Annotated in this window: 14 protein-coding genes and 1 riboswitch; of the genes, 4 read left to right on the top strand and 10 right to left on the bottom strand. The window is 75.1% G+C overall.

Going from position 1 to position 19,766, the window contains the following annotated elements; all coding sequences use genetic code 11:
* Positions 1-515 precede the first annotated feature (515 nt).
* Together OG370_RS06015 and OG370_RS06010 are read right to left on the bottom strand one after the other, a co-directional pair.
* Positions 516-2,156, bottom strand: coding sequence for a hypothetical protein (locus tag OG370_RS06015; protein WP_328461362.1), 1,641 nt, complete (start codon positions 2,154-2,156; stop codon positions 516-518).
* Between the two features lie 260 nt (positions 2,157-2,416).
* Positions 2,417-2,611: a hypothetical protein gene (locus OG370_RS06010; RefSeq protein WP_103887705.1), complete on the bottom strand. Its 195-nt coding sequence runs from the start codon at positions 2,609-2,611 to the stop codon at positions 2,417-2,419.
* Positions 2,612-2,927: 316 nt separating this feature from the next.
* Here OG370_RS06010 and OG370_RS06005 point away from each other — a divergent pair, with 316 nt between their 5' ends.
* The 3 genes from OG370_RS06005 (at position 2,928) to OG370_RS05995 (ending at position 6,137) form a co-directional block, all read left to right on the top strand.
* Positions 2,928-3,554, top strand: coding sequence for a uridine kinase (locus tag OG370_RS06005; RefSeq protein WP_328461355.1), 627 nt, complete (start codon positions 2,928-2,930; stop codon positions 3,552-3,554).
* A gap of 205 nt (positions 3,555-3,759) precedes the next feature.
* Entirely contained in the window at positions 3,760-4,776 is a 1,017-nt protein-coding gene (locus tag OG370_RS06000) for a GNAT family N-acetyltransferase (protein ID WP_328461353.1), read from the top strand.
* A 377-nt stretch (positions 4,777-5,153) separates the two neighbouring features.
* Positions 5,154-5,325, top strand: a riboswitch (cyclic di-AMP (ydaO/yuaA leader).
* A 5-nt stretch (positions 5,326-5,330) separates the two neighbouring features.
* Entirely contained in the window at positions 5,331-6,137 is an 807-nt protein-coding gene (locus OG370_RS05995) for a M23 family metallopeptidase (protein ID WP_328461351.1), read from the top strand.
* A 96-nt stretch (positions 6,138-6,233) separates the two neighbouring features.
* Here the strand turns inward: OG370_RS05995 and OG370_RS05990 are convergent, their stop codons facing one another.
* The 7 genes from OG370_RS05990 to OG370_RS05960 form a co-directional block, all read right to left on the bottom strand.
* Positions 6,234-9,041 (bottom strand): helix-turn-helix transcriptional regulator, encoded by a 2,808-nt coding sequence (locus tag OG370_RS05990; protein ID WP_328461349.1) that lies wholly within the window; start codon positions 9,039-9,041, stop codon positions 6,234-6,236.
* A 10-nt stretch (positions 9,042-9,051) separates the two neighbouring features.
* A complete protein-coding gene (locus tag OG370_RS05985; protein WP_328461347.1) occupies positions 9,052-9,909 on the bottom strand; it encodes a phytanoyl-CoA dioxygenase family protein in 858 nt (285 codons plus the stop codon).
* A gap of 116 nt (positions 9,910-10,025) precedes the next feature.
* Entirely contained in the window at positions 10,026-11,174 is a 1,149-nt protein-coding gene (gene rho / locus OG370_RS05980; RefSeq protein WP_328461345.1) for a transcription termination factor Rho, read from the bottom strand.
* A gap of 270 nt (positions 11,175-11,444) precedes the next feature.
* Positions 11,445-13,550: a restriction endonuclease gene (locus OG370_RS05975; RefSeq protein ID WP_328461343.1), complete on the bottom strand. Its 2,106-nt coding sequence runs from the start codon at positions 13,548-13,550 to the stop codon at positions 11,445-11,447.
* 113 nt (positions 13,551-13,663) lie between these two features.
* Positions 13,664-14,983, bottom strand: coding sequence for a D-alanyl-D-alanine carboxypeptidase family protein (locus OG370_RS05970; RefSeq protein ID WP_328461341.1), 1,320 nt, complete (start codon positions 14,981-14,983; stop codon positions 13,664-13,666).
* Between the two features lie 192 nt (positions 14,984-15,175).
* Positions 15,176-16,270: an inositol-3-phosphate synthase gene (locus tag OG370_RS05965; RefSeq protein ID WP_328461339.1), complete on the bottom strand. Its 1,095-nt coding sequence runs from the start codon at positions 16,268-16,270 to the stop codon at positions 15,176-15,178.
* 120 nt (positions 16,271-16,390) lie between these two features.
* Positions 16,391-17,392, bottom strand: a complete 1,002-nt coding sequence (locus tag OG370_RS05960) for an LLM class flavin-dependent oxidoreductase (protein ID WP_443060620.1) — start codon at positions 17,390-17,392, stop codon at positions 16,391-16,393.
* A 152-nt stretch (positions 17,393-17,544) separates the two neighbouring features.
* On the opposite strand from OG370_RS05960, the gene OG370_RS05955 reads away from it, so the two are divergent.
* Entirely contained in the window at positions 17,545-18,858 is a 1,314-nt protein-coding gene (locus tag OG370_RS05955; protein WP_328461337.1) for a transglycosylase family protein, read from the top strand.
* On the opposite strand, the gene OG370_RS05950 is transcribed toward OG370_RS05955, so the two are convergent.
* On the bottom strand, positions 18,848-19,576 hold the full coding sequence (locus OG370_RS05950) for a phosphatase PAP2 family protein (protein ID WP_328461335.1): 729 nt from the start codon (positions 19,574-19,576) through the stop codon (positions 18,848-18,850). The genes OG370_RS05955 and OG370_RS05950 overlap by 11 nt on opposite strands.
* Positions 19,577-19,766: the final 190 nt, after the last annotated feature.

Below are 19,766 nucleotides of genomic sequence, written 5' to 3'. Positions count from 1 at the left end.
TGCCTCGCCTTTGTCTGACGGCCGGTGGTCGGTTGCGCGCGCAGTTCCTCGCGCCCCTGACGGCAGCCCGCCGCCGTGGTGGCGGTCCGTGTCCGTCCCCGGCCCGGTGGGTGGCTGGTCGCGCAGTTCCCCGCGCCCCCCTGCGGGGTGGCTGCCTCGCCTTTGTCTGACGGCCGGTGGTCGGTTGCGCGCGCAGTTCCTCGCGCCCCTGACGGCAGCCCGCCGCCGTGGTGGCGGTCCGTGTCCGTCCCCGGCCCGGTGGGTGGCTGGTCGCGCAGTTCCCCGCGCCCCTGAGGGGGTTGCTCGCCGTTGTCGTCCGACGGCCCCCGGGGCCGGGCCGCTGCGGAGGAAGCCGCACTTACAGGGGCGCGGGGAACTGCGCACGCAACTCGCCACCGGCCGTCAGGCGGTAACGAGCCGCAACTCCGGCGGCGGGGTGCCGTAGGGGCGCGGGGAAATGCGTGGCCAACCACGACGCACCGTCGGACGGGGTCGAGGCGGCCACCCCGCAGGGGCTAGCCGAGCTCTAGGTCGGCGACCGTGCGGACTACTGCATCCTTGCGGAGGGTGACCGTTTCGGGCGTGGAGTTCCGCTCGGGTTCGGGTGGGGTCGGGGTGGAGAGGGGGGCGCCGTCGGAGGGGAGGAGGGCGAGGACCGCGGAACGGTGTGCGGCGGGGGCCTCCTCGTCGAAGGGGTCGGGGGTGGCGGGCACTTGGAGCCGGAGTACGGGGCCGGTGCCGAGTCGGGCGTAGCCGCGCCCGGGGGGCACGTCACCCGCGGGGGTGGTGCGTTGCGGCGCCCCGAGGACGGCCTGCACGTGCTCGGGTGCGAGCGGCCCGAGCACCACCCTGGCCCGGGTCTGCGAGATCACCACGGGCGCCAGCGCCTCGGTCGCGTCGAGCTGATCGGCCACCGCGACCGCGACGTTCGCGGTGCGCCCGTGCCGCAGCGGGACGTCCAGCAGCGCCTGCGGGTCGGGCCGCCCCTCGGCGAGCGCGAGTTGGGTGAGCGCGGTCGGCCGGTCGACGACGATCCACAGCGGCCGCCGTACGTCCTCCGCGACCGGATTCCCCGCCTGCCGGGCCCGGTTCACCGCGATCAGCCGCCGCTCGGTCTCGTGCGCGGCCCACTCCAGCGTCGCCGACGCCCCGAGCAGTCCGTCCTCGACGGCGAGCACGCCCGGCCGCCCGGCCAGGCACGCGTACTCCCCGGTGCCGCTGCCGTCCACCACCACCACGTCGCCGTGCACCAGCGCCTGGAGCGCGATCGACCGCAGCAGGCTCGTCGTACCCGTGCCGGGCTGGCCGAGCGCCAGCAGGTGCGGCTCGGTGGAGCGGGCGCCGGTGCGCCACACCACCGGCGGCGCGTCCCGGGTGGCCGGCTGGTCGCCGTCGCCCTCCTCGCCGGCCGGCACCGCGACCGGCAGGGTCCGCTGCACCGTGTCGGTGTCGGTGAAGCCGAGCACCGTCTCACCCGGTGAAGTGACGAACCGCTGCGCGACGATATCGGTCGGCAGCGGCGGCAGGGTGGTGAGGGTGAGGTGGTTCTCCTCCTCGTTCCAGTCGAAGCGGTACTCGCGGCCGCGCCCGGCCTTGGCGTGCAGCAGTTGCTCCACCCGGGCCCGGGAGTCCGCCTCGCCGTCGGTGAAGTACGCCGGATAGCGCAGGTGCAGCCGCATCAGCCGGCCGTCCTGGAACTCGTACGAGCTGAACGCCCGGTCCCAGCCGCCGTCGTGCGCGTACAGCGGCGCCGGGTCGCCCGCGTCGGACAGGTACGGCACCAGCGCCTCGTAGAGCGACTGGAGGCGTACGCCCTCGGCCTCGGTCGGCCCGGCCGGCGCGGTGGCGGCGCGGTCCCGGCCCATCCACGCGGCCGAGGCGACCAGCGCGGCGATACCGAGGATCGGCCCGTACGGCATCATCGCCACGATCACGACCGCCGCGACGGCCAGCAGCAGCGCCGGTCCGCGCCGGTCCTTCGGGGTGCGGCCCCACCACCCGCCGGCCCAGGACGCCTGCCTGCGCATGCCTCGGGCGATGGTGATGACGGGGTGCAGCACGTCGCCGGCGCCGTCGGCCGCGGTGCGCGCCAGATCACGGCCGCGGACGAGCGCCGGTCGGGTGCTGAGGATGCTGGGAAGGGGACGCCTGGCCACGGGTTGCTCCATGGGTGGTTCGGGTGGGGGACGGCGCATGGGGGACGCCGCTGCGCGGGGGGACACGTGCGGAGAGCTGCGGGGAACGCGGCTGGGGGGAAGCACGGGGAGATCAGGTGCGGGGTGCGGGGTGCGGGGTGTGCGGGTGTGCGGGTGTGCTCGGGAACGAGGGCGAGGAGCGGAACGGCGACGGGCCCGGGAGCGGATCGACCGCTGCCGGGCCCGAGGGGGAGGGGCAGGAGTGGCCGTCGGGGACGGCGCTAGATCTTGAGCCCGCCGATCAGGCTGGCCAGGCTCGCTCCGCCCGCCGTGATGCTGGGGGCGATGGCGGTACCTGCGAGGTAGAACCCGAAGAGGGCGCAGACCACTCCGTGGGACACCTTCAGGCCGTCCTTGCGGAAGAACAGGAAGCAGATGACGCCGAGAAGCACGACGCCGGAGATGGACAGGATCATGGGGCTCTTCTCCTGAGGTGATGGGGACGGTCACCGTGAGTTCTTCCAGGCTCACAAAAAGTAATAGATCGCGCTCGGTGGCAAACGGGTGATTTGTAGCTGATTTCCACCACTGGAGTGAGGCGGGGTACGAGGGGCGTCGGGCCCTGGTCGGAACGCCGCCCGGATGTGCCCGCTCCCTCCGGCCCTCCCCGCTGCCCGGCCGTCCCGGCGCCCGTGCCGGGGCCGCCCGGTACGGATACCGCGTCACCTCGTCCGATCGGGTGACGGCGAGCCGCCGGGGTGACGCCCGCGGCGGCTCCGGCAGGATGGCCGGGTGCAGCCGATCCCCATCACCTGGCCCAAACTCGCCGACGCCCTCGCCGAGCGGATCACCGACGGCCGCCCGCCCGGACCGTGGTGGCGGGTCGCGGTGGACGGCGCCCCCGCCGCCCGCCCCGCGGACCTCGCCGACGCCGTCGCCGCCGCGCTGCCCGCGCTCGGCCGACCGGTCCTGCGGGTCGGCGCCGAGTCGTTCTGGCGCCCCGCCTCGCTGCGACTGGAGTACGGCCACGAGGACGTCGACGCGTACTACCAGCTCTGGCTCGACACCGGGGCGCTGCGCCGCGAAGTGCTCGACCCGCTCGGCCCCGGCGGCAGCGGCCGCGCCCTGCCCTCGCTGCGCGACCCCGGCACGGACCGCTCCACCCGGGCCGACTACGTCGAACTCCCGCCCGGCGGCGTCCTGTTGCTGGATGGACCGTTGCTGCTCGGGCAGGGGCTGCCGTTCGACCTCACGGTCCATCTGCGGCTGTCCCCGGCGGCGCTCGCCCGGCGCACCCCGCCGCAGGAGCAGTGGACCCTGCCCGCGTACGAGCGGTACGCCCGCGAGGCGCTGCCCGAGGAGGCCGCGGACGTCCTGGTGCGCGCGGACGACCCGCGGCATCCGGCGTGGACCGGGTGAGGAGGCGACGGCAACCCCGAGCCATCGGGTCGGCGGTCGCCGGCGTGCCCCCGGTGCCTCGCCCGGCGGGCGCCGGCCGCGGCCGAACGCCCCTGCCGGGCACGGCGTTTCGCGCGGTTGGCGGCACCCGTCCCGACCTGTCCCCGGCCCCGGCCGGACCCGCCTTGCCCTGGGACGGCGCCCACCACTAGCGTCCACGAGCACCATGACTGTCGCCACCGCGCCGCTGACCACCGAGCACATACCTCTTGCCGTCCAGCGGTACGACCGCTGGTTCGCCCGGGCCCGGCGCCCTCCGTCGCAGCGGTCCTGGCTCGCGGACGGTCCGGTGCGCGGCGAGGAACTGCTCGGCAAGCTCCACCAGGTGCCCGGCATCGAGGCGGTCCGCGCCCTCGACGGCGAGGGTGGCCTGATCGGTCACCTCGCGGCGATACCGCTCGACCTCGCCCCCGACGACCCCGCCGCCCTGCGCAGCCACCCGCGCTCCGCGCTCGTCCCGCACGGCGGCCACGCGCTCCCCTCCGGCCGCGAGAGCGAGGTGCTGCGCGCGCTGTACGTACGGGTCGCCGATCGGCTCGTCGCCGAGCGGCGGTTGGTGCACTACGTCGACGTGCCGGCCGGCGAGGTCGGCACCACGCCGTGGTCCGACCTCGGCTTCGGCCGGGAGCGGGTGCACGGGCTGATGGCGGTCAAGGCCCGCGGGCGGCAGCCGCGCGGGGTCGAGGGCCTGGCCATCCGCCGGGCCGGGCCCGGCGACCTGCCGCAGATCGGCCGGATGGCCGCGGAGTCCGCCCGGCGGCAGCGCGGCACCGCGACCTTCCAGCCGCAGCCGGAGGCCGCGCTCGCGGCGCTGCGCGTGCACTACGCCGGTGCGCTCTCGGACTCCCGCTGCGGTGCGTGGATCGCCTCCCGGCGCGGCGAGGAGATCGGCATGGTGCTGCTGGTGCCCGCGCACGCGGACCCGGTCGTCCCGGCGGCCTGCGTCGAACTCGTCGAGGCGTACGTCGAGCCTGCGTTCCGTGGGGAGGGGATCAGCCGGGTGCTCCTCGCGACCGCGCTCGCGTGGGCGTACGACGCCGGGCACCGCTACATGTCGGCGCAGTGGCCGTCCGCGTCGCCGCACGCCGCCGGGCACTTCCCCGCGATCGGCTTCCGCCCGGTCGCCTACCGGCTCTCCCGCACCCTCGACCATCGCCTCATCGGCGCCCCGGGCACGTTCTGAGGTTCTCCCCGGGGTGCCCCTGCGTAGGTACGGCTCCTCCCGCGAAAGGAGGTCGCACCCAAGAACCGTACGAATCAGGGCAATTCGGAAACGTGTGAGCGGGATCACCGGATGAGTACGGTCCGCGGTCGGCCGTAATACGCCGAGTCACCGCGACCGGCGCACCGTGATGGACGGTGGCGGGTGGCGCACCTGAAGTAGGGGCGGCATAACGGACATCCGGGAGCGCGGGCACATACGGTGACGGGGGCGCCCGGGGGTGGGAAAGTGCCGTTTGCCCGGGTGGAGCGGCGTCCCCTACGTTCCGTCTCGTGCGGGGCAACCCGCTTCCCCTCCGCCGGGCGGACCGCCGAGTCCTGCCACCGCCCGCTACGCGGATCACCCGAACACCGACATGGCAGGAGCGGGGGAACCAGGTAAGCCGCCGCTCGAGTCGACCGCCGCACCGCCGGCGGTCGCACCCGGGCGGCTCGGGGTGAAGCCGCATCCGCGGCCGGGCATCTCCTGCCCGAACCCGACAGCTCACCTCGCAGGCGTAGGAGAGGACATCCCCCATGCCCGCACACAGCCGGCACCGCAAGCCCAAGGTCCGCAACGGCCGCCGTCTCACCCGCCTCTACGTGGCCGCCGGCGCCGGCGGCGCCGCACTCGTGCTGCCGCTGGTCGCCGCGACCCACGCGGGCGCGGCCACCCCGGCGAAGAGCACGACCGCCGCGTCGGCCACGTACAAGGTCGTCACGGGCGACACCCTGGTCAAGATCGCCACCGCGCAGCACGTCACCGGCGGCTGGCAGCAGCTCTACCAGGACAACAAGGCCGTCATCGGGTCGAACCCCGGCCTGATCCGCCCCGGCACCGTACTAACCCTCGACGCCGCGAAGGCCGCGCCGCAGGCGAAGACCGCGGCCAAGACCGCCACCGCGTCCACCGCCGCCGCCACGACCACCGCCGGCACCGGCTGGATGAAGCCGGTCGGCGACGCCGCCATCGGCACCGGCTACAAGGCGTCGGGCTCGCTGTGGTCCAGCGGCTCGCACACCGGCGTCGACTTCCTCGTCGGCTCCGGCACCCCGGTGCACGTCGTCGCCGCGGGCACCGTCGTGTCGGCCGGCTGGGACGGCGCGTACGGCAACGACGTGATCGTCCACCACGCCGACGGCAAGTACACCCTGTACGGCCACCTGTCGCAGGCGCTGGTCTCGGCCGGCCAGACCGTCACCGAGGGCCAGCAGATCGGCATCTCGGGCGCGACCGGCAACGTCACCGGGCCGCACCTGCACTTCGAGGTGCGCACCACGCCGAGCTACGGCTCGGACATCGACCCGGTCGCCTACCTGAGCAGCCACGGCGTCGTCATCTGACACCGGCACCGCGGTCACACGGCCGCGATCGGCGGGCCCGCCCGGTTCTGACAACCGGGCGGGCCCGTCCGCGCGTTCGGGCCGGGCGGGCCGAACTCAGGCCAGCAGCCCGGACAGTTCGCCGCGCGAGGCGACGCCCAGCTTCGGGTACGCCTTGTACAGGTGGTAGCCGACCGTACGCGGGCTGAGGAACAGCCGTGCGGCGATGTCCTTGTTCGACAGGCCGTGCGCGGCCAGCCGGATGATCTGCCCCTCCTGCGGGGTGAGCCCCGCCTGCTCGGCGAGCGAACGCGTCTCCTGATGTGCCGTCACCAGCGCGCCGGAGGCGCCGAGTTCACCGCGGGCCCGATCCGCCCACGGGCGGGCGCCGAGCCGTTCGAAGACCTCCAGCGCGGACCGCAGCCGCCCGGCCGCCTCGCTTCTGCGCCGGGCCCGCCGCAGCCACTCCCCGTACAGCAGCTCGGTGCGGGCCGCCTCCAGCGCGCGCCGGTGCGGGTCGTGCGCGGCCAGCGCCGCCGTGAAGTACGCCTCCGCCTGGTCGTCGGGGGCCAGCAGTGCCCGGCAGCGGGCCACCATGGCCTCCGCCCAGTCCTGCCCCGTGCGCCGCGCCCACCGCTCGAACCGGGCGAACGGCTCGGCCGCACGCCCGGGTTCGCCGAGGCGGACCGCCGCCTCCACCAGGTCCGGCACGCTGCGGGTGGTGCAGATGTGGTGCCGCAGCAGCGGCTCGCTGAGCAACTCCAGCCGCTCCAGGGCCGATCCGGCCCGGCCCAGGCCGAGGTCGAGCAGGCCCTGCGACCAGTACGCCCACCCGGCACCCGGCGCGGTCGGCGCGCCCGGTGCGGCCGCCAGCGCCTCGGCGACGTGGGCGCGGCACTCCTCCTCGTCGCCCCGCAGCGCGGCCACCTGCGCCAGCGCACCGCTCAACTGGCTGACCCACTGCGCCTGCTGGGTGTCCCGGGCGATCCGCAGCCCCTCGGCCGCGGTGGCGTACGCCTCGGCGATCCGCGACTCGAACACCTCCACCTCGGCCCGGAAGAACAGCACCGTCGCCAGCCGCCCCACCCCGCCGCTGTCCCGGCTCTCCGTCGCCAACTGGGCGGCCAGTTCGTACGTCTGATCGTCCTGCCCGCGCAGCATGCCGGCCGCGCAGAGCATCACCAGCTCGCGGGGGTCGGCGTCGCCGCCATTGGCGGCCCGCACCGCTGCCGCGGCCGGCAGCAGCTCCTCCGGCGTCGGCGGGGCGGCGGCAGAGGCAGGGCCCGGTAGCCCCAGCGCGCCGGCGAAGAAGTCCGCGACCGGGCGGATCGCCGCGTCCCGGGGCAACTCCAGTGCCGCCAGCCGCCGTACGGTCTCCTCGACCTCGGCGGCGCCCAGGTACCACGCGGTGTGCACCGCCTGCACCAGCATCCGCCCGGCCCGTTCCGGGTCCACCGCGGCCACCGCGTCGGCGCCCACCAGCAGCATCCGGTGCGCGCCGGGGAAGGCGCCCTGCCAGAAGTCGGCGAGCGCCCGTACGTACAGCGTCCTGGCGCGTATCACCGCCTCCGCCGCGGAGCCGGGGGAGAGGACCGGGGCCGCCACGCGGGCGGCCTGCTCGGCGAAGTCCCGGGCCCGGGGCAGTTCGCCGGCCTCCGAGGCGGCCTCGGCGGCGAGCAGGAGGCGGTCGGCGCGGGCGGTGGAGTCGGTGCTCAGCCGGGCGGCGCGCTCGTAGGCGACCGACGCGGCGGAGTGGCCGCTGCGCCGGCGGGCCCGCGCCGCGGTGGCCTCCAGGGCGGCGGCCACCTCCTCGTCCGGGCCGGTCGCGGCCATCGCCAGGTGCCAGGCGCGGTGGTCCGGGTCGTGTACCGGGTCGGCCGCCTCGGCCAGCGCCCGGTGGGCGGCCAGCCGCTCCGGCAGCGGGGCCCGCTGGTGGATCGCGGCCCGCATCAGGGGATGGCGGAACCGCAGCCGGTCCTCCTCGTCGACCAGGACGAGCCCCGCGTCCTGCGCGGGCGGCAGGTCGTCCACGCCGACGCCGAGCGCGGTGGCGGCGGCGAGCAGGGTGTCCGGGTGGCCGGTGTGGTCGGCGGCGGCGATCAGCAGCAGCGTCTGCGTGCCGCGCGGCAGGTCGGCGACCCGGCCGTGGAAGGCGGCTTCCAGCCTGCTGGTCAGCGGCAGCGGGTCGGGCCCGACGTCCACGCCGGGGCCCGCCGGGCCGGCGCCGTCGGCTCCGCCGGCCGGGTCCAGCGCGAGCGGCAGCTCCAGCAGGGCCAGCGGGTTGCCCTGCGCCTCGGCCAGCACCCTGCGCCGTACGGCCGTGCCCAGCCCGGCGCCGCGCTCGGCCAGCAGCGTGCCGGCCGCCGTCGCGTCGAGCCCGCCCAGCCGCAGCTCGGGCAGCCCCGGCGCGACGAACGACCCCTCGCCGTCGCGGGCCGCGAAGAGCATCACCACGCCCTCCGCGTCCAGCCGCCTGGCCGCGAACGCCAGCGCGTCGGCGGACGCCCGGTCCAGCCACTGCGCGTCGTCGACGACACACAGCAGCGGCCCGTCGCCCGCGTGCCCCGACAGCAGCGACAGCACCGCGAGACCGACGAACATCGGCTCGCCCGCGTTCCCCGCGGTCAGCCCGAACGCCGCACGCAGCGCCCGCTGTTGCGGCTCCGGCACCGACCCGATCGCGCCCATCGCCTTGCGCAGCAGCAACTCAAGTCCGGCGTACGGCAGTTCGGCCTCGAACTCGACGCCCGAGCTGCGCACCACCGTGAAACCCGCCGCGCGTGCGCGCTCCACCGCGTGCGTCAGCAGCGCGGTCTTGCCGATCCCGGCGTCCCCGCGCACCACCAGCACCCCGCTGCGGCCCGCCCGCGCCCCGTCCAGCAGCGCCTCGACCGTGTCCGCTTCGGCTCCCCGTCCATGCAGCATGCTGTGCACGCTAACCGATGTCCGGCCCCGGGCCGAGCGTCGGGGCTTCCCGCGGCACGGCGGCCAGGCCGGCGCGGATGGCCAGCTCGACCGGGGAGTACGCCCCGTCCGGCCGCTCCAGCCGCAGCGGCTCGGCCGGGTACAGCGGCGGCTGCGCCATGAAACGGGGCCGGCCGCCGTGCTGCGGCTGCGCCGCGTGCACCAGGAAGGGATGGCACAGGTACACGTCCCCGGCCCGTCCGGTCGCCAGGGCGAGCGGGCGGCGGGCGCTCGCCTCGTCCACCTCCTTCGCGACGGTGAAGATCGACGTGCCCTCCTCGCCGTACGGCCGCAGCACCGGCGGCACGTCCAGGTGCGAGCCGATCCGGATACGGGTGGGCGCGTCGGCCCGGGCCACGTCCGTGAACAGGAAGAGCATCAGCAGCGCGCGGCCCTCGGACCGCGTGTTGACGTGATACTGCCGCCCGCCCGGCGGAAGGAAGCTCGCGTCGATGTGCCAGCCGGCGTCATCGGGCTCCACCGGGTGCGGGAAGCGCAGCGGGAACGAGCCGAGCGAGGAGCGCGGCGCCCACCGGCCCGCACCCACCAGCAGGTCGAACGCGGCATGCAGCACTTGGGTGTTGGCTGCCGCCGCGAAGGGGGGTTGGGCCATGTCGCCGACCCAGTGCACCGGTTCGGTCCAGGTGGCCGGGTCGTCCGGGTCGCACCCGGTCCGCTCCCACAGCAGGGCCGCGCACTCCCGTGCGGTGCTCCTCGCGAACGCGCCCTCCACCTTCACGAAGCCGTCCCGGAGGAAGCGGTCCCGAAGGAAGTGGCCCGGAAGGAGGCGGCCCGGGAGGATTCGGCCCGTCGGTTCCCTGTCGGTCATCCGACGATCCTGCCGGTTCCCGGCGCCGGAGGCACCCGATTTTCCGCGGTGCCCCCGGGCACCGGGGTGCCTGAGGTCTGACGAGGCGCCGGGGGGCGTGGCGAGGCTCCGGGGCGTCAGGAGGCGCCGGGCACGGTGGCGCGGGCGTTGCGGAGGAAGTCCGCGTTCGTGGCGGTCTCGCGCAGGCGGGTGAGGAGGACCTCGGTGGCGCCGTGCGGGTCGCGGTTCACGAGCGCGCGGCGCAGGTGGTAGCGGACCGCCAACTCGTCGGCGGGGACGAGCAGTTCCTCGCGCCGGGTGCCCGAGGTGGTGATGTCGAGCGCCGGGAAGACCCGGCGCTCGGCGAGGAAGCGGTCGAGGTGCAACTCCATGTTGCCGGTGCTCTTGAGCTCCTCGTAGTAGAAGTCGTCGGCGCGCGAACCGGTGTCGACCAGGGCGGTCGCGAGGATCGTCAGGGAACCGCCCTCCTCGGCCAGCCGGGCCGCGCCGAACAGCCGCTTGGGGCCGAGCAGGGCGGCGGCGTCCACCCCGCCGGAGAGCGTGCGGCCGCTGCCGGCGCCGTTGTTGTTGTGGGCCCGGCACAGCCGGGTCAGGGAGTCGAGCAGGATCACCACGTCGCGGCCCTGCTCGACCATTCGCTTCGCCCGCTCGATCGCGAGCTCGGCGACATGGATGTGCTGCCGGGCGGGCTGGTCGAAGGTCGAGGAGATCACCTCGCCGCGGACGCTCGCCCGCATGTCGGTGACCTCCTCGGGACGTTCGTCCACGAGCAGCACCATCAGGTGCGCCTCGGGGTGGTTGGTGGCGACCGCGGCCGCGATGCCCTGCAGCAGCACGGTCTTGCCGGCCTTGGGCGGGGCCACGATCAGGCCGCGCTGGCCCTTGCCGATCGGCGCCATCAGATCGATGACCCGCCCGGCGGCGGCCGAGGAGCCCTTGAGCGCGGAACTCTCCAGCCGCAGGGGCTCGTTGGGGTGCAGCGGCGTGAGGTCGCCGAAGTGGGGGCGCGGGGTGGCCGGCGGCCGCCCGTTGACGGACCGCACGTCGGCGAGGGTGCCGGGCTTGCCGGCGGTGCCCTCGACCAGGTCGCCTCTGCGCAGCCCGGCCCGGCGGACCAGCGCCTGCGGCACGGCCGGGTCGTCGGGGGAGGGGAGCAGGCCGGGGCCGCGCAGCCGGGCCTGTCCGCCGCGCTCGGTGTCGAGCACGCCGGTCACCCGCTGCGGCAACTCCTGCCGGTTCAGCGGGCGTTCGAGAATCTCGGTCATGGATGTCGTCCTTTCGCGGACGGATGGATCAGACGGGCGGCGCCGTACGCCGCCGTAGGGCGTGAGGGAGTTGCGGCCCGAGCGGAGGGATGCACGCTCCGGGTACCGCGGGAAGTCGGGCGAGGACGAAGATCGGCCGTCGCCGTGTCGATCGGAAAACAGACCACGCTCGGAGGAAAACCGAGGGGTGAGAGGGACGAGGCGCCATCAGAAGGGCGCTGACCTATAAGTCCCTACGGTGACTCTAGCACACTCCGGTCCGCGGTCGCGCTACTCCACCTCGATGCCGTGCTCCTGCACCAGCTCGACCAGGCCGCCGGGGCCCTGGTAGCCCTTGCCGCCGGGCACGAAGGTCCAGTCGTCGCCGGCGCGCCTGCGGAAGGAGCCCAGCACCAGGGCGGTCTCGCCCGGGCGGCCGTCGGAGACGTCCAGCCGGTCCGCCTCGCTGCCCTCCGGGTCGGTCAGGCGTATCCGGGCGTCGGTGAACCCGGCCAGATCGGCGTCCGGATTGACCTCGGGGTCGATCGCGGCGACCAGCACCACCCGGTCGGCGGTGGCCGGCAGCCGGTCGAAGCTCACCCAGATCGCCGCCTTGTCGCCACCCAGGCCCGGCATCATCCGCACGCTGCCGTCCGGGGTGCGGGGGTTGTTGTAGAAGACGAAGTGGTCGTCGCCGAGCACCCGGCCGCCCGCGCACACCAGCGCGCACACGTCCAGCGCAACCTCCCCGGCCCACCACATGCCCAGCACGCTCGCGTCCGGTTCGTCGTCAAGTCCGAGCCCCTGCCCGGCAGTCGGCGTTCCCTCGCTCGTGCGCGCGGCCGGCGCGCCGCCCAACCGCCCGCCCAGGCCGTGCTGGTGCAGCAGCTCCACCAGGTCCGTACCCGACACCAGCGTCAGCGGCTTGCCGTTGGCGAAGGCGTGCGAGGTCGGGCCGAAGCCCGAAGTGGTGATCAGCACGCCCTTGTTGGCGCCGAGCGACTGCACGGTCCCGTACAGGTCGCGTACCGCGCTGGGCGTGACGGTGTTGCGGTACCGCTTGACCTGCACCACGATCTTGCCGCCGCGGATCGGGTCCGGGTCCAGCGCGTCCACGTCCACCCCGCCGTCGCCGGACCGCACCGTGGTGACCGCGCTCATGCCCATCGCCCGGAACAGCTCCGCGACCAGCTCCTCGAACTCCAGCGGGTCCATCGTCAGCAGGTCCGGCTCCTCGCCGCCGCCGTGCGTGACCACCCCGCGGCCCGCCTCGCCCGGCTGCCGCACCGGCACCACCGCCGCCCTGCGGTCCGGCCGTGCCGACAACTGCCCGCCCAGACCGTCGACCAGGCAGTCCACCGCGTTGACCTGCACGAGGTTCACCGCGTCGAAGTCCGCCCGGGAGACCATCGCGGTGGCCAGGAACACCGGGGTACGGTGCCCGGTCGCGGGATCGGTGTCGTCCACGAAGCCGTTGAGCACCACCGAGCCGAGCAGGCCGAAGGAGTCCGCGCCGAACACCTCGCGCAGCACCAGCAGCAGGCACTGCGCGAGCAGGTCCCGGTAGGCGGCCCGCCGTTCGGTGACCGGCCGCGCCACTTCCTTGTCCCGGTCCACGCTCGGCATGTACCGCACCAGCGCCGCCTCCGGCACCACCGAGAACGCCGGCAGCTCCCAGTTCAGCACCAACTGCCGCTCGGGCGCCTCGAAAGTCGCCGACACCTGCCGCGGCAACCCCTCCGGCCACGCCCGCGACGAGTACAGCGCCCCCGTCAAGTACTCCTCCACCGCGTCCGGTTCGCCGCCGCGTAGCCGCTCCAGCGAGTCGCGCACCCCCGCGTTGTGCCGGCGTATCTCGGCCAGCCGCTGCTCCGCCCAGCGCCGGTACCGCTCCTGGTAGTCGGCGAGTTGGTGCTGCCGCTGGGTCTCCGCGGCCCGCGCCACCCCCAGGTCGTGCTCGTAGCGTTCGCGCGTCTGCCGGTCCTGGCGGCCCAGGCCCCACGCCGAGCGGTGCGCGGGGGCGTAGCTCTCCAGCCGCGGCATGGCCACCGGCACCGCCAACGGGCCCGGCGCGAACGGCTCCAACTCCTCGGGGAGCACCAGCGCTTCGGGCGAGAGGACCGGCGCCGCGCAGCCCGCCCGCAGCAGCCCCGCCAACTCCTCGCTGCGGCACTCCAGTTCCTCGGTACGCCGGCGGGCGTCGTCCTCGCGGCGGCGCCGGTAGGCCGCCTGCTGCTCCTTCTGCGAGCGGGCCAGCGCACGTTCCGCGGCCCGCTGCCGCCGTTCGGCCTCGCGCCGCTGCTGCTCCCGGGCCCGGTGCTGAGCCTCCGTCTGCCGCTGCTGCTGGCGCTGGATCTCGGCCCACGTGGACACCAACCCGGTCGAACGACGGCTCATGCGGCTACAGCTCCCCCTCCGGCGGCGCGCGTCAGCGCACGGGCGGCCGCCGACTCGCGCCCACCGCCCGGCTCGACCGCCCGATCACCGAGCGTACCCCTCTGCCAGGAGCTTTACCGGTTCTTCGCGGCTGCTCGGCGCCGCAGCACGACCACCGACGCGGCGGCCAGCAGCACCAGCGCGCCGCCGACCGCCCAGGCCGTCGGCGAGGCCACCGCGGAACGCGACGCCACCGGGGCGGCGTGCGCCTCCTCGGGGGCCTGCGGCGCACCGCGCCCGGCCCGCGCGGAGTCCGGTGCGGTGCCCGCGTCGGCCGGCCGCTCGGGCGCCGCGGCGTTCAGCGTGCCCACCGACGTGGTGTGGTCCGCCGCCGAGAAGCCCCAGTCGAGCAGTTTCGTCGCCTCGGTGTAGACGGCGTTGGTCGCGCCGGACTGCGGGTTCATCACCGACACGATGATGGTGCGGCCGTTCTTGCGGGCCGCGGCGACCAGGGTGTTGCCCGCGTTGGTGGTGTAGCCGTTCTTCACGCCGACCAGGCCCGGGTAGGCGGTGACGCCCTTCTCGCCGGTGAGCAGCCGGTTGGTGTTCTCGATGCCGAAGGACGCCACGTACGAGCCGTGCGCGTCGTAGCCGCCGGGGAACTCGGAGTCCTTCGTCGAGGCGTACTGCGCGAAGTCCGGGTTGTCCAGGCCGGCCCGGGCGAACACCGCCAGGTCGTAGGCGGAGGAGACCTGCCCCGGCTCGTCGTAGCCGTCCGGGGTGACCACATGGGTGTCGTCCGCGCCCAGCATCCGCGCCTTGGCCTGCATCTCGGCGACGGTCTTCGCGACCGAGCCGTTCATGTTCGCCAGCACGTGCACGGCGTCGTTGCCCGAGGCGAGGAAGACGCCGCGCCACAGGTCGGCGACGGTGTAGGTCTGGCCGGGCTGCACCCCGACCAGGCTGCTGCCGTCGCCCAGGCCGGCCAGGTCGGAGTCCTTGACCTTGTGCCTGAGGTCGCCGGGGAAGCGCGGCAGTACCGTGTCGGCGAAGAGCGTCTTGAGGGTGGAGGCGGGCGGCAGCTGCCGGTGCGCGTTCTTCGCGGCCAGCACCTGGCCGGTGCGGGCGTCGGACACCGTCCAGGACAGCGCGGACAGGTCGGACGGCAGTTCGGGGGCGCCCGCGCGGGGCAGCACGTGCACGCCGGGCTCGGCGAGCAGCGTCCGGTCCACGGCCGTCTGGGAGGTGTCGGCGGCGGAGCCCGAGGAGCCCTGACCCCCATCGGACGCGGGCGCCACCGCCGGAGCGGCTGCCACGGCCACCGCGGGCGCGGCGGTCAGCGCGGTCAGGCAGCACGCGGCGGCCAGCGCGGCGGCGGGCAGCGCGGCGGGCAGGGTGACGGGCAGCGTGGTGCGGCGGCGAGCGGAGTGGCGAAGAGGACGGATGTCGTTCATATGATCACCGTAAGAACGATGGGCAACCCCTGCGCGGTGGTGCAGCCCATACCGGTGAGGCCGACGCGCCTGCGAGTGACCCGGGCGCCGCCAACCAGACGTACCGTCATATGTCGGATAGTCATACCGCGCTGATCGGCCGTCGGGTACGCCGCCGCGCGACGGCGTACGGGCAGGTGGCCCGTGGCCCGCTCAGCCCAGTTCGGCCAGCCCCCGCGCGGTCGCCGCCTCGTCCAGCGGTACCGGCGCCGCCTTCATCACCGAGGCCGCCACCGCGTCCACCACGCCGCCCACCCCGCGGTCCAGCGCGGCCTTGAGATACCGCACCGCGTCCAGGACGTTCCCCGCCGCGCTCGGCGAGTCGTCGACCTCCATCCGCAGGTCGATGTCGAGCGGGGTGCCCCCGAACGCCTCGGCCTCCACGCGGATGAAGGCCACCTTGCGGTCGCCGAGGAACGGGATGAAGTCGGCTCCCACGTGGACCTGCGGCTCGCCGCCGGCCGCCTTCCCGGTCCCGGTACCGTCCCCGCTCCCGGCCGCGTCTGTGCCGCCGGCGAACATGCCCTGCGCCTTCGTGGCCTTCTTGTCGGCCATCCGCTCCGCGTCCTGCATGTTCCAGAAGTCCATGTTGCCGCCGCCCAGCAACTGGTAGGTGCTGCGCAGCGCCACGCCGTTGCGCCGCAGCACGTCCACCAGCGCGCGGTGGATCAGCGTCGCGCCGAACTGGCTCTTGAGGTCGTCGCCGGCCAGCGGCAGCCCGGCCGCCGCGAACCGCTCCGCCCACTGCGGGGAGCGCGCCACCACCGACGGGATGCAGTTGAGGAAGGCGCAGCCGGCCTCCAGCGCCGCCCGCGCGTACAGCTCGGACGCCGCCTGGCTGCCCACCGGCAGGAAGTTCACCAGGACGTGCGTGCCGCTCTCCTTCAGCCGCCGCACCACGTCGTCCAGGCTCGCCTCGCCCCGCACGTCGAGCCGGTCCGCGCTGCCGCGCCCCACCCCGTCGGCGAGCGGGCCCTCGGTCACCGGCACGCCCAGGTGCGGCACCTTCGCGAACGCCCGCGAGTTGTTCGGCGCCGCCCAGATCGCCTCCGACAGGTCCCGGCCGGTCTTCCCGGTGTGCACGTCGAAGGCCGCGGAGAACTCCACGTCGCCGATGGCGTACCCCGCGCACACCGGGTGGGTCAGCCCCACCGCGCCCGGCTCGGCGTCCCGGTAGAACTCCACGCCCTGCACCAGCGACGACGCGCAGTTGCCGATGCCGACGATGCCGACCCGTACGGTGCTCATCCGAGGTCCCCTCCCGTGCCCGGCGGCCGGCGGATGCGCGGACCGCGTCCGTACGATCCTACGGGCGGGGGTGTCCGGCCTGCGGGTTCGCGGGGTTCGCGGGGTTCGCAGCCGGGCCGCTCAGTGCAGCAGGCCGGCCAGCAGCCGGTAGGACTCGAGCAGTTCGGCGCGGTCGTAGGTGCTGGTGGTCACCAGGAACTCGTCGGCGGCGCTGCGTGACAGCAGCGATTCGAGGGACTTCGCCACGTCCTGCGGGGTGCCGTGGATGTGCCCGGCCATCGCCTCCTCGAAGCGGTCCCGCTCCGCGCCGGCCATCGCGGTCGCGGCGATCGACGCGTACGGCGCCAGCGCAGGGAAGACGCCGTGCGTGCGGGAGTACGCCGTCGCCCACGCCTCGGAGGCCAGCAGCCGGCGCGCCTGCTCCCCGGTGGTGGCGACCGCCACGGTGCCGGAGACCACCACATACGGCGCGGCGGCCCACGGCGAGGGGCGGAACGCGGCGCGGTAGCGGTCCACCGCCCGCAGCATCGCGTCCTCGCCGCGTATCCCGCCGATCACCAGCGGCAGGCCGTGCGCGGCGGCGAGGTCGGCGCCGCTGCCGGTGGCGAGCAGGAACGGCGCCGGGCGCAGCCCTTCGGCGGGCCAGGCGTGCACTTGCGGATACGCGCGCTGGGTGCCGTCGAACCAGCCGAGCAGCTCGCCGATCTGCTCGTCGAAGCCTTCGGCGGCCTCCTTGCCGTGGCCGAGCGCCTTGCGTACGCCGCCGGTGAAACCGACCGAGCGGCCCAGGCCCATGTCGATCCGCCCGGGGAAGAGCGACTCCAGCACGCCGAACTGCTCGGCGACCACCAGCGGCCGGTGGTTGGGCAGCATCACCCCGCCGGTGCCGACCCTGATCCGCGAGGTCGCCGAGGCCACGGCGGCCGCGAGCACGGTGGGCGCGGAGCCGGCCACCCCCGGCACGCTGTGGTGCTCCGAGACCCAGAACCGGTGGTAACCCAGCGCTTCCGCCTGCCGCGCGAAGCCGACGGTCTCGCGCAGCGCCCGCGGCGGGTCCTCGCCCTCGCGGGTACGGGACCGGTCCAGGACGGAGAACGGCGTGTCGCGCAGCAAAGAAGTCACTTGGCGTACAACGCCCCGGATGCGCCGGCTAGTCCCACCTGTGCTGTTGCGGGCACTCTTGTGGGCGCGCCGGGGCGGGCCTATCTTTGGCCCGCCTCTCTGGCCCGCCCGGAGCAGCCCGGGCGCTGAAGCGTAGGGAAAGGACGCGCGTCATGGCCTTACGCGGACGCCACCGCCGCTATCGTCCCAGCCGGGTCTCCCAGGCGTCGCTGACCGTCACCGCGGGCGGTGCCGGGCTCGCCCTGCCGCTGGTCGGGATGAGCAGCGCGCACGCCGCCACCGCCGGGGTGTGGGACAAGGTCGCCAAGTGCGAGTCCTCCGGCAACTGGACGATCAACACCGGCAACGGGTACTACGGCGGGCTCCAGTTCACCGCGAGCACCTGGCGGGCGTACGGCGGGACCGCGTACGCCGCGCGCGCCGACCTCGCCTCCAGGAGCGAGCAGATCGCGGTCGCCGAGAAGGTGCTCGGCAGCCAGGGCCCGCGCGCGTGGCCGGTCTGCTCGGTACGGGCCGGGCTGACCCGGGAGCCCGCGACGGCCTCGCACACCGTGCAGGTGTCGACCGGTACGAAGAAGGCCGGCCCGGCGCCGAAGAGGAAGCCCACGGAGCACACCGCCCAGACCGCGCACCCGGCGCACCCGGCCGCCGCGAAGACGTCCGGCGCGAAGGCCGATGCGAAGAAGGCCGACGCGAAGAAGCCGAGCGCGAAGAAGCCGGGCGGGAAGAAGTCCGACGCCGAGGACCGGTACACCGTCGTGCACGGCGACACGCTCTCCGGCATCGCGGCGGACCACCAGGTCAAGGGCGGTTGGCCGGAGCTGTACGCCGACAACCACGCGGTGGTCGGCGACGACCCCGACCTGATCCTGCCCGGCCAGCGGCTGACCCTGGCGGCGCCAGCCAAGGCGGCGCCGAAGACAACGCACGCGCCCGCCGCCGAGCCCACCGCGAAACCGGCGGCGAAGCCCGCGGCCAGACCTGCGGCCAAACCCGCTGCCAAGCCTGCCGCCAAGCCCGCGCCGAAGAAGACGCATGCCGAGCCCGCGGCCAAGAAGTCCTCCGGGTGGACCGTGCCGGTGCACGCGTCCATCGGCACCGGTTACCACGTGGGCGGCGGCAGTTGGGCCAGCGGCTACCACACGGGCGTCGACTTCCTGGTCGGCACCGGCACCGCGGTGCACTCGGTCGCCGCGGGCACCGTGGTCACCGCCGGCTGGGGCGGGTCGTACGGCTACCAGGTCGTGATCAGGCACGCCGACGGCGAGTACAGCCAGTACGGCCATCTGTCGCAGATCTCGGTGAAGGTCGGCCAGCACGTCAACGAGGGGCAGCGGATCGCCCGTTCGGGCGCGACCGGCAACGCGACGGGGCCGCACCTGCACTTCGAGATGCGCACCGGCCCGGACTACGGCGACGACATCGACCCGCTGAGCTTCCTGCGGTCGCACGGCGTCAAGGTCTGACCTCTCCGCTGCCGCTGCCGCTGCCGTCCTCGCCGTCGTGCGCGCGGGCGTACGCGGTCAGCGGCGGCAGCACCAGCAGCAGGCACCAGCCCGCGTACAGCCAGCCGCCGAGCACGTCCGTCGGCCAGTGCACGCCCAGGTAGACCCGGGAGCAGCCCACCGCGACCGCGGCCGCCACGCACAGGGCGGCGGCGACGCGGCCCGGCGGCCCCGGGCGGGCCCGCAGCGCGCCCCACGCCAGCAGTCCGGCGGCCATCGCGCTCGACGAGGTGTGCCCGGAGGGGAAGGAGTGCCCCGACGCGGCCACCGCCCAGTCGGCGACCGGGGGCCGGGCGCGGTCCGCGGCCACCATCACCGCGGCACGCACCACCTGTTCGGCGACCAGCGCCACCACCGCGAGCAGCGCCACCGGCACCCCTGCGCGAGCCCGGGCCATCCGTCCCCGGCTGCCGCCCAGCCAGCCGCCGAGCGCCGCCGCCACGTAGGGGTACGGGCCGGTGCCCGCGTGCGTCACCGCGCGCGCGGCCGTCAGCCAGCCGTGCGGGCGGTGCCGTACGGACCAGTTGATCGGACCGGTGTCCAGGGGATACGGCGTGCCGTGCCGGGTCAGCACCACCCCGGCCAGCACCGCGAACGCCGCCGCCAGAGCGGCGGCCCAGCCCAGGCCGCGCTGGGTGTACGGCGACCGGCGGGACCGGCCGGACGGCGTGCGAGGCATCGGGCGGCCCGCCTTCCCCGGACCCCGGCGGTGCGCGCGGGGCCCGCCCGGCCGGCCGCGCGCGGCCGGCCGGAACAGACGTCTACAGAACTGTAGTCACCCTACGCGCGGGACCGGTCCGCCCCGCACCGCCACGCGAGGCGAACCGCCCGGCGGCGGCCGGCGCCGGGGCCGGACGCGAGGTGTACCG

Origin of the sequence: Streptomyces sp. NBC_00448 (assembly GCF_036014115.1) — a bacterium.
GTDB lineage: Bacteria > Actinomycetota > Actinomycetes > Streptomycetales > Streptomycetaceae > Actinacidiphila.
This window is presented reverse-complemented; position numbering and strand designations above follow the sequence as displayed.

Bases quoted from the DNA above. Each gene is read 5' to 3' on its own strand.
- OG370_RS06010 (WP_103887705.1), bottom strand. From the start codon at position 2,611: ATGATCCTGTCCATCTCCGGCGTCGTGCTTCTCGGCGTCATCTGCTTC.
- OG370_RS06000 (WP_328461353.1), top strand. From the start codon at position 3,760: ATGACTGTCGCCACCGCGCCGCTGACCACCGAGCACATACCTCTTGCC.
- OG370_RS05995 (WP_328461351.1), top strand. From the start codon at position 5,331: ATGCCCGCACACAGCCGGCACCGCAAGCCCAAGGTCCGCAACGGCCGC.
- OG370_RS05990 (WP_328461349.1), bottom strand. From the start codon at position 9,041: ATGCTGCATGGACGGGGAGCCGAAGCGGACACGGTCGAGGCGCTGCTG.
- OG370_RS05985 (WP_328461347.1), bottom strand. From the start codon at position 9,909: ATGACCGACAGGGAACCGACGGGCCGAATCCTCCCGGGCCGCCTCCTT.
- rho (WP_328461345.1), bottom strand. From the start codon at position 11,174: ATGACCGAGATTCTCGAACGCCCGCTGAACCGGCAGGAGTTGCCGCAG.
- OG370_RS05975 (WP_328461343.1), bottom strand. From the start codon at position 13,550: ATGAGCCGTCGTTCGACCGGGTTGGTGTCCACGTGGGCCGAGATCCAG.
- OG370_RS05970 (WP_328461341.1), bottom strand. From the start codon at position 14,983: ATGAACGACATCCGTCCTCTTCGCCACTCCGCTCGCCGCCGCACCACG.
- OG370_RS05965 (WP_328461339.1), bottom strand. From the start codon at position 16,270: ATGAGCACCGTACGGGTCGGCATCGTCGGCATCGGCAACTGCGCGTCG.
- OG370_RS05955 (WP_328461337.1), top strand. From the start codon at position 17,545: ATGGCCTTACGCGGACGCCACCGCCGCTATCGTCCCAGCCGGGTCTCC.
- OG370_RS05950 (WP_328461335.1), bottom strand. From the start codon at position 19,576: ATGCCTCGCACGCCGTCCGGCCGGTCCCGCCGGTCGCCGTACACCCAG.